Below are 9,442 nucleotides of genomic sequence, written 5' to 3'. Positions count from 1 at the left end.
GCGGCTCGCTGGCGCCGGACATGACGATCATCGGGCACCTGAGCCCTTCTTGATGCATAGCCTTGCCCATTTCGATCCCGCTCATTCCCCGCTTCAAATTGAGGTCGGTCACCACGACGCCGATGTCAGGGCGCACCGAGGCCACCTGCATGGCCTGCTCCGAACCGTCTGCCGCCACCACTTCATAGCCGGCGTCCTCCAACATGTATGCCGTCAGCTCCAGTACGTCACGATTGTCATCCACGATTAGAACAGTCTTCATGCCATCACCACCCGATAATTTATATATGCCAGTGTCAGCGATCACCGAATAGTCTGCGGTGTCATTGCAACCGATAATGAACATGTCCCCTGATGTGCCGACGATAACCAAAACCAGGACAACACATGTGAAGGCTCGGTCAACGCGTGTTTCAACTTTTGTCAAAGGCGCACAAGCGTTCACAATCGGCCGACCCAAGACTTACTAACCTGTTTTCGTGGCAGTTCCTTTACCGGGGCAGGTGTTGAAGCGAATAAGCTGGACCGTGTTCGTATTGCTGCTGGCAGCCTTCATTTTCGCCGGTGCGTATCGCGCCATACGCCACCAGGAAGCACGGCCACCTACGCCGCACACACCTCCTTATCGCTGAGGCCGCGTCAACCAACTACTTGGCTCACCATTGCTGCAGCCGTTCGCTGCGGCTGTATTGCGCATGCGGATAACGCTTCAACGCGTGCATATCGGCACCGCCTTCCTGCACCGCCGAATAAGCATTCTTGACCACAGTGCGGGTCAGCCTGGAAAGCCGTTCATCCCGCAGCGCGCGTTCGTATTTCGCCTTGATGCGTTCCTCACCGCGTTCCACTTCGTCGATCAATGCGCAATAACCGTAATCCATCACATGGCGCAGATTGCCGAACACGTGCAGGTGGTGCGCATTCGTCATGCTTTCGCCCTGCGGATTGCCGGTGATCGCCGTCAGCTGGGCTTGCAATTGCTTGGCGATAAGCTTGCGCTGAACTGACAGATGCTCAAACAAAGCGCGAATCCTGGGATGGCCGATACTCGCCGCCACCTTGCGGTAATGCCGGGCGCTATCCATCGTGGCCGCGATCAGGCCATTGAGCAAATTGATGTCGCCGTCCGCGTTCATGTGCATTCTCCCCAGGCCAGGGCGCTGATCTTGAATGCATGCGCGTACATGGCGGGCGGAAACGAGGTAAAAATTTTCGGCGTGCGCTCATGACTGTGCGGGGAAGATTCGTTCTGCCCCAAACATATTCACGCCGATAAATTCCATTCCACCGCTTCGTCGCCCCGGCGAAGGCCAGGGCCCAGTGACGTTGGCCCTTGCAAATCGCAGGGTCCCGGCCTTCGCCGGGACGGCGACGTATTAAGCGTTACGGCGAGAGTTGGTAATTTTCCCGGACAACAACGGGCTTTCGCCGAAATGACGTCAGGCGAAAAGGCCTTGCGCTCAGTGTCCGGCTGTCGACGGCGTAGCCGGCGCTGCAGCCGTACCGTTCATCGCTGGCGGCGTCATGGGCGCCGTATGCGCCGGTGCCGGGTTGCTGGCCGTGGAGGGCTTGGCCGGTGCCGGCGCCGTGGCCGGATTGGCCGGTGCGCTGGGATTATTGTTGCCGTTGTTACCATTATTGCCGCAGCCGCCGAGCGCAAAGCCCAGGCAGGTGACCGCAATAGCGATTGTCGTGCGATTCATGAGATTTCTCCTGACGTGACATGGAAATGGTTCGCGTCGTGCCAAGTGGATCTGTAATCGTGTATCGCCGGACCAGCTGCATCTCATTTGACGATTACAAGCCTCACCTTGATCCCCTTGTATGCAAGATTTCGTGGAGTAATTGTCAAAGCTATGTTTCAAAAACCGAATAAGTCCTGACAATCGCACTCCAGACCCTGCAGAAACGGGGTTTTACTGAACGAAGTCTCAGCGCATCCGTTCCCTCCCCCCTCCAGCCATCAACTTAGCAGCGACCGGGCTGCGGTACATACCCGGTCGACCGTAAACCCGTATTCCTGCACGACCTTTTCGCCCGGAGCCGACGCCCCGAAGCGGGTCACACCCAGCATGACGCCGCGCGGGCCGACGTACTTCTCCCACCCCTGCGGCACGCCCATCTCCAACGCCAACCGCGCGCCGATCGACGGCGGCAGCACCTGGTTGCGCTCGCTTTGTGGCAGGGCCTCGAACAACTCGTGGCTAGGCATGGACACACAGCGCACGCCAACCCCCGCTTCGCTGAGCCGGCTCGCCGCCGCCAGGATCAGCGGCACTTCGGAGCCGCTGGCGATCAGGATCAGATCAGGTTTTCCGCCAGGTGGATCGCTCAGCACGTAGGCGCCCTGGCGCAGGCCTTCGGCCGCGGCATAGCGGCTGCGGTCGAGCGTTGGCAGCTTCTGCCGGCTCAATACCAGCAGCACCGGGCGGTCGCGTGTTTCCACCGCGATTTTCCAGGCGACCGCCGTCTCATTGGCGTCCGCAGGGCGGATCACGATCGCATTCGGTATCGCACGCAGCGCAGCGAGATGTTCCACCGGCTGATGCGTGGGACCGTCCTCGCCCAATGCCAGGCTGTCATGCGTAAACACGTGCACCACATGCAAGCCCATCAGGGCGGCCAGGCGGATCGGCGGCCGCATGTAGTCGGAAAAGGTGAGAAACGTCGCGCCGTAGGGAATGAAACCGCCATGCGCGGCAAGGCCATTCACGATCGCTCCCATGGCATGTTCACGCACGCCGAAATGGATGTTGCGGCCGGTGTAATCGCCGTGTTCGATCGTGGGCTCGCGCTCGCCCGCTTCGCCGGTGCGCGGCGGGCGGAAATCGCCGAATGCGCTCAACGCGGTCTTGGTGGAAGGATCCAGATCGGCCGAGCCGCCCACCAGCGCCGGCAGCCGCGGCGCCAGGGCATTCATCACCTTGCCCGAGGATTCGCGCGTGGCGAGCCCTTTCTCGTCGGGAGGAAACACCGGGATATCCGCATCCCACCCTTCCGGCAAGACGGCGCGCAGGCGCGTATCAAGCTCTTCGAACAGCTCCGGATAGTGGTTGCGGTACTCGGTCAGCTGCTGCGTCCAGTCACGCTCTTGCTCGCGGCCGCGCTCGGCCACGCGCCGCATGTGGGCGAATACGTCGTCCGGCACCAGGAACGCCGGCTCCAGCGGCCAGCCGAGTTTTTGCTTGGTCTTGCGCACGTTCTCTTCGCCCAGCGCCGAGCCGTGCACCTTGTAGCTGTCCTGTTCGGGCGAACCGAAACCGATATGCGTGCGCACGCGGATCAGCGAGGGTCGCGCCACTTCGCGGCGCGCCTGGCTGATCGCCATGTCGATCGCGCCGAGGTCATTGCCGTCCTCCACTGTGATGGTGTGCCAGCCGTACGCGTTGAAACGCTGGATGCGGTTTTCCGAGAACGTCACATCTGTGCTGCCGGCGAGCGTGACGCGGTTGTCGTCATACAAGACGATCAGCCTCCCCAGTTTCAGATGGCCCGCCAGCGATGCCGCTTCGGAAGCCACGCCTTCCATCAGGTCGCCATCGCTGGCGAGCACATAGGTGTAGTGGTCGAACAGCAGGTAGGCATCGCGGTTGTAGCGCGCCGCCAGCTGCGCTTCCGCCATCGCCATGCCGACGGCGTTGCCGAAGCCCTGCCCCAATGGCCCGGTGGTCACCTCCACGCCGGGAGTAAGGCCGCGTTCCGGATGCCCGGGCGTCTTGCTGTCCCACTGGCGGAACTGGCGAATGTCATCCAGCGTGAGGCCGTAGCCGTACAGAAACAGCAAGGCATACAGCAGCGCCGAACCGTGTCCTGCCGACAGCACGAAACGGTCGCGATCGGGCCACTGCGGATTGAGCGGGTTGTGCTTGAGATGGCGATTCCACAGCACGTACGCCATGGGCGCAGCGCCAAGCGGCAGCCCGGGGTGGCCGCTATCGGCCTTCTGCACCATGTCGACGGCGAGAAAACGAATCGTGTCGATGCACTTCTGGTCGAGTTCCAGGGACATGATCGGTAATCGTGCGATGGGGATCAGTGGCTGCTCTGCGCAGCCGTGCACTCGTCGTGCCCACAACTGCATTGCGTGCCCTGGCCGCGCAGCTTTTCCGCGTCGCGGCAGTGGTCACAGCAATACCCGTCCATCTGGGCGACCTTGCACTGGCAAGGTCCATACGCACATTTGTGATCGATCTCCATGCGGATATCACCTCGCTGCATAACGTGCACATCGTGCTTGAACGCGCACCATGCGATGCAGCCGGTTTGGCTGAAGTGAAGATTAGGGCATCGCTTCATGCACGCGACACGGCACTGCGCGTTGGCGGTGTCGCCTGAAGTGTCCGTCACACCCTGACCACGCCAGCGGATGCTACTTTCGCGCTTCAACACCAGTTCCGATGAATTCCCTCTGCATGTTCGACTGATGGTGACCGGCATGGCGACAGCGCAACGGATGCGCCGTCACTTACGGCAGGAAAGCCTGGTTCTGCTCGGTGTTTCGTTGATCGCCGCGTGTGCACCCCCTGCACGGCCGCCACAGTTCGCGCCGCGGTCGCACGTGCCGCTGGCAGGCACGCCGACCGGCACGGCGAACTGGCCGCAGCAACAATGGTGGAAGCGCTACGGTGATCCCCAACTCAATCGCCTGATGGCGCTGGCCACGCGCGACTCGCCCGACCTGCAACAGGCGCAGGCGCGCTACACCGCCGCGGAACGCGCCGTCGATACGCAAGAGGCGCAGCTCAATCCGCAAGTGCGCGGCTACGTGAGCGGCGCCCACGCCTACAGCAAAGTGGTCACGCATGCGCAGCCCGGCGGCGGCGCCAGCGGCTCGCAAGAGCTCAGCCTTCCGACCAAGCACAGTTGGAGCAACGACGGCCTTGCTGCCGCCCTGTTCAGCTGGGACCTGGACGTATGGGGCAAGCAGAAAGACGCCGTGGCACAGGCGATTGGCCAGGCCAATGCGGCCAAAGCCGAATGCGCGATGGCGGCCAACTCGCTGCACTACAACGTCGCGCGCACCTATTTCGATTGGCAAAGCCAGCAGGCGCGGCTGCAATGGGCCCGGCAAGCCGCGCGAGATGCCGCCGCCTACCGCAAGCTGGTCGCGCTGCGCGTGCATGCAGGGCTGGACGATCCGCAACTGCTCGATCAGGCCGATGCACGCGTTGCCGAGCAACAACGCAACATCGCGTCGCTGGAAGGCGCCAGCTCGCTCGACCTGGTGCAGCTTGCCGCAGTGGCGGGTGTTTCCATGCAGGAACTGGGCACGTTGCAAGCGCACGCCCTGCCCGCTCCCGATACCAACGTGCCGCCCTATGCCGGCCTGGAACTGATCGGACGGCGTCCCGACATCGTCGCCAACCGCTGGCAGATCGAAGCATCCGTCAAAGGCATCGACGCTGCGCGCGCCGCTTACTATCCCGACGTAAGCCTGTTGGCGCTGGGCGCCTACCTGCGCGCGTTTCCCGATCTAGGTTCGGGCACGCGCGCCAACATCGGGCTCGGCAACTTTGGCGCCTCGGTAAGCCTGCCGATCTTCAGCGGCGGTCGCCTGAAAGCGCAGCTGGAAAGCCAGCAGGCCGCACTCGACAACGCGGTCGCTATCTATAACGGCACCGTCGTGCAAGCGGCGCACGACGTCGCGCAGCAGATCGCCACGCTGCAACAGTTGCGCGCGCAACAGATCCAGACCGACCGGCAACTGGCCGACGTGGCCACGCAAGACCAGCGCGCCGACCGGCGCCGCCGCCAAGGCCTGGACGACGACCGCAGTTGGCTCGGCCTGCAGATGCAACTGGCGCAACAGCGCGATGCGCAAGTGCAAATAAGCAGCCAACTGCTGACGGCCAATCTGGCGTTGATCTATGCACTCGGCGGCGGCTACCACGAACGCGTCGTCCCTGATCTACCGGCCGGCCCCACCGCACAGGATGCCTCGCGATGAGCCCCACGCACGACGAACACGAGCATGACGACGAAGCCCCCGGCGCATACCGGTACCGCTACAAGTACCTGTACAAATACGGCGACGAAAAGGACGAGAAACAAAACGACCAAGGCAAGGAACAGCCCAAGCAACAGCAAGACAGGCAGGACCAAGCGGACCAGCAAAAAGAACCGGACGGCGAACAGCAGCGCAAGAAAAAGCGCAAGCGCATCATCGTGATGAGCATCATCGCCGGCGTGCTGCTGCTTGCCGGACTGGTCTGGCTGCTGCTCTACATCTTCGTATTCAGCAAGCGCGAGACCACCGACGACGCCTACGTGCACGGCAACCTGGTCACCATTTCCTCGCGCGTGCCGGGTACGGTGGTGGAAATCGCCGTCGACGAAACCGAGCGAGTGCGTGCCGGCCAGGTGCTGATGCGCCTCGACCCCGCCGACGCGCAAGTGACGCTGATGAGCGCCGAGGGCCAGCTTGCCCAGGCCGTGCGCAATGCGCAGCAAGCCATCCAGCAGGCCGCCGAGGCGGACGCCGTGGTGGCGCAGCGGCGCGCCCAATACGAAACGCAGCGCGACGAATACAACCGCCGTTTCCCGCTGGTGAGCGCGCATGCCGTGGCCGGTGAAGAGGCGTACAACGCCGGGCGCCAGATGCGCGCCGCCTACGCCGCCTTGCAGCAGGCCGAACACCAGGCGGCCGCCGCGCACGCGCAGGTGGACGGTACCGACGTGCGCAGCTTTCCCGCCGTGGTGCAGGCACGCGCGCAATTCCGCAATGCGTGGATCAACAACAATCGCGACGCCATCGTCTCCCCCATCGACGGCATCGCCTCGCGCCGCCAGGTGCAGGTGGGGCAGCGCGTGCAACCGGGCCAGGACCTGCTCACCATCGTGCCGCTCACCGATCTGTGGGTGGATGCGAACTTCAAGGAAACCCAGTTGCAGGACATCCGCGTCGGCCAGCCGGTGACGATCACCACCGACATCTATTCGCATGCGACGTATCACGGCAAGGTGGTGGGCTTCAACGCCGGCACCGGCAGCGCGTTCTCGCTGCTGCCGGCCGAGAACGCGACCGGCAACTGGATCAAGGTGGTGCAGCGCCTGCCGGTGCGCATCTCGCTCGACCCGAAGGAGCTGCAACAGCATCCGCTGATGATCGGACTGTCCGCCGACGTCGACGTGGATACGCACAACCGCCAGGGCACGATGCTGCAGACCCAGGTGCACACCAAGCCGTTGATGAGTACCGACGTCTACGAACGCGAGGTGCACGATGCGGACGAGAAAGCCGAGCAGATCATCCTGGCCAATACGGTGGGGCCTTGAAGCCCTGAGGCCCGCGCATGGCTGACGACGCCAAACCCTACTTCACCGGCGGCATGCTGGTGCTGCTCACCGCCGGGGTGGCGCTGGCCACCTTCATGGAGGTGCTGGACATCTCCATCGTCAACGTGGCCGTCTACACCATCTCCGGCAACCTCGGCGTCAGCCGCGTCGAAGGCACCATGGCGATCAGCGCCTATTCGATGGCCAGCGCGGTGATGCAGCCGCTGACCGGTTCGATCGCGCGGCGCTTCGGCGAAGTGAAAACGTTCAGCATGTCGGTGCTGCTGTTCGTGGTGTTTTCGTCGCTGTGCGGCTTTTCGCGCAGCATGACCATGCTGATCGTGTTCCGCCTTTGCCAGGGCGCGGTATCCGGCCCGATGGTGCCGCTGTCGCAAACCCTGCTGCTCAACAACTATCCGCCCGAAAAACGGCCGATCGCCCTGGCGCTATGGGCGATGGTGGTGGTGGTCGCGCCCATCTTCGGGCCGATCCTCGGCGGCTGGATCACCGACAACTACCACTGGTCGTGGATCTTCTTCATCAATATTCCGGTGGGCGTGTTCGCGCTGCTGATCACTTGGTCGCTGTTGCGCGAGCGCGAAAGCAAGACCTCGGTGGTGAAGGTGGACGGACTGGGGCTGTTCCTGCTGGCCGTGGGCGTAGGCTGCCTGCAGTTCATGCTCGACAACGGCAACGACTACGACTGGTTCTCGTCCAAGATGATCCTGACGCTGGCGTTGATCGCCGGTGTATGCCTGATCTTCCTGATCGCCTGGGAGCTGATGCACGACCATCCCATCGTGGACCTTTACCTGTTCAAACGCCGCAATTTCGCGGCCGGGGTGTTCTGCCTGTTCACCGGCATGTTCTCGTTCTTCGGCGGCACCGTGGTGCTGCCCAACTGGGTGCAGGAGGTGATGTCGTACACCGCTACCTGGGCCGGTTTCGTGGTGGCGCCAGTCGGCATCCCGGCGATCTTCATGTCGCCGCTGGTGGGACGGTTCCAGCACAAGTTCGATATGCGCCTGATCATCACCTTCGGCTTTGCGATCTTTGCCGCGTGCTCGTACTGGATGGCGCATTTCAACGCCGACGCAAGCTACTTCAAGCTGGTATTGCCGCGCTTCGTGATGGGCTGCGGCATCGCGCTGTTCTTCGTGCCGGTGAACCAGGTGATTCTTTCCGGCCTGCCGCCGGAAAAAGTCGCGAGCGCATCGGGCCTGGCCAACTTCTTCCGCACCATTGCCATGAGCGTGGCCACCGCCGTCAGCACCACGCTGTATACCCATCGCAGCATCTACCACCATGCCAGGCTGACTGAACACACGCATATGGATGCACGCGCCACCAGCGAATGGCTTGATCGGCTGCAGCAACTGGGCATTCACGGCCGCTCGACCTATGCCGCGCTGAACCGGGTCGTGACGCGGCAGGCCAACACACTGGCGATCAACGACGTGTTCTGGTGTTTCAGCATCATCTTTCTGTTTGCGATGGTGGCGATCTGGTTTGCAAAGCCGCCGTTCCACAGCAATGCCCAAGCCGGCTGATGCGACAAGCCGATACATCAGTAACATCTTTCTTTCACTTGCGGATCACGGTGCGCGACAGGAAATGGCCGTGCACACGGAGCCGGGAATGCACGTGCTTGAACCGAGTGAAGCGTTGCCGCGCGTTGGCGCCGGCATCACGCCCGATCCAGAATAAAGCACCCATCCTCACACGATGGAGGCCGCCATGGCTCGTCCCATCTGGACCGGCAACCTCGCCTTCGGCCTGCTGAACGTGCCCGTTTCGCTGATGTCGGGCGAACGCGGTACCGACCTGCACTTTCGCATGCTGGATAGCCGCAACAAGGCGCCGGTGCGCTACGAGCGCGTCAATGCCGAAACCGGCGAGGAAGTGCCGTGGAAGGAAATCGTCAAGGCATTCGAGTACAAGAAAGGCAACTACGTGGTGCTCGAACCGGACGATCTCAAATCCGCCGCCAGCGAAAACCGCGAATCGGTGGAAGTGGAAGCGTTCGTCGACGCATCCAGCATCGGGCCGGAGTACTTCGAGAAGCCTTACATTCTCGTGCCCGGCAAGAAAGCCGAGAAGGGCTACGTACTGTTGCGCGAAACACTCCGGCGCACCGGCAAGATCGGCATCGCGCGGGTGGTGATCA

The 9,442-nt window shown here is 62.7% G+C and carries 9 protein-coding genes; 5 read left to right on the top strand and 4 right to left on the bottom strand.

The window, feature by feature from the left end; translation table 11 throughout:
• The 4 genes from VMA74_RS13685 to tkt all read right to left on the bottom strand — a co-directional run.
• A partial coding sequence (locus VMA74_RS13685) for a response regulator (RefSeq protein WP_325367856.1) occupies positions 1 to 346 on the bottom strand: 346 nt, incomplete at its 3' end.
• 310 nt (positions 347 to 656) lie between these two features.
• Positions 657 to 1,136, bottom strand: a complete 480-nt coding sequence (locus VMA74_RS13680; RefSeq protein ID WP_325367854.1) for a PA2169 family four-helix-bundle protein — start codon at positions 1,134 to 1,136, stop codon at positions 657 to 659.
• A gap of 324 nt (positions 1,137 to 1,460) precedes the next feature.
• Positions 1,461 to 1,703 (bottom strand): hypothetical protein, encoded by a 243-nt coding sequence (locus VMA74_RS13675; RefSeq protein WP_325367852.1) that lies wholly within the window; start codon positions 1,701 to 1,703, stop codon positions 1,461 to 1,463.
• Positions 1,704 to 1,963: 260 nt separating this feature from the next.
• On the bottom strand, positions 1,964 to 4,009 hold the full coding sequence (gene tkt, locus VMA74_RS13670) for a transketolase (protein WP_325367850.1): 2,046 nt from the start codon (positions 4,007 to 4,009) through the stop codon (positions 1,964 to 1,966).
• Between the two features lie 26 nt (positions 4,010 to 4,035).
• Between tkt and VMA74_RS13665 the strand changes: the two genes are divergently transcribed.
• The 5 genes from VMA74_RS13665 to VMA74_RS13645 form a co-directional block, all read left to right on the top strand.
• Positions 4,036 to 4,335, top strand: coding sequence for a hypothetical protein (locus VMA74_RS13665; protein ID WP_325367848.1), 300 nt, complete (start codon positions 4,036 to 4,038; stop codon positions 4,333 to 4,335).
• A gap of 100 nt (positions 4,336 to 4,435) precedes the next feature.
• A complete protein-coding gene (locus VMA74_RS13660; RefSeq protein ID WP_325367846.1) occupies positions 4,436 to 5,947 on the top strand; it encodes an efflux transporter outer membrane subunit in 1,512 nt (503 codons plus the stop codon).
• Positions 5,944 to 7,275 (top strand): HlyD family efflux transporter periplasmic adaptor subunit, encoded by a 1,332-nt coding sequence (locus VMA74_RS13655; RefSeq protein WP_325367844.1) that lies wholly within the window; start codon positions 5,944 to 5,946, stop codon positions 7,273 to 7,275. Before VMA74_RS13660 ends, VMA74_RS13655 begins: the two co-directional genes overlap by 4 nt.
• Before the next feature lie 17 nt (positions 7,276 to 7,292).
• Entirely contained in the window at positions 7,293 to 8,825 is a 1,533-nt protein-coding gene (locus tag VMA74_RS13650; protein WP_325367842.1) for a DHA2 family efflux MFS transporter permease subunit, read from the top strand.
• Between the two features lie 187 nt (positions 8,826 to 9,012).
• Positions 9,013 to 9,442: Ku protein (locus VMA74_RS13645; protein ID WP_325367841.1), on the top strand; the 430-nt coding region annotated here is incomplete at its 3' end.

It is taken from the genome of Dyella sp. (assembly GCF_035508675.1).
GTDB lineage: Bacteria > Pseudomonadota > Gammaproteobacteria > Xanthomonadales > Rhodanobacteraceae > Dyella_B.
This window is presented reverse-complemented; position numbering and strand designations above follow the sequence as displayed.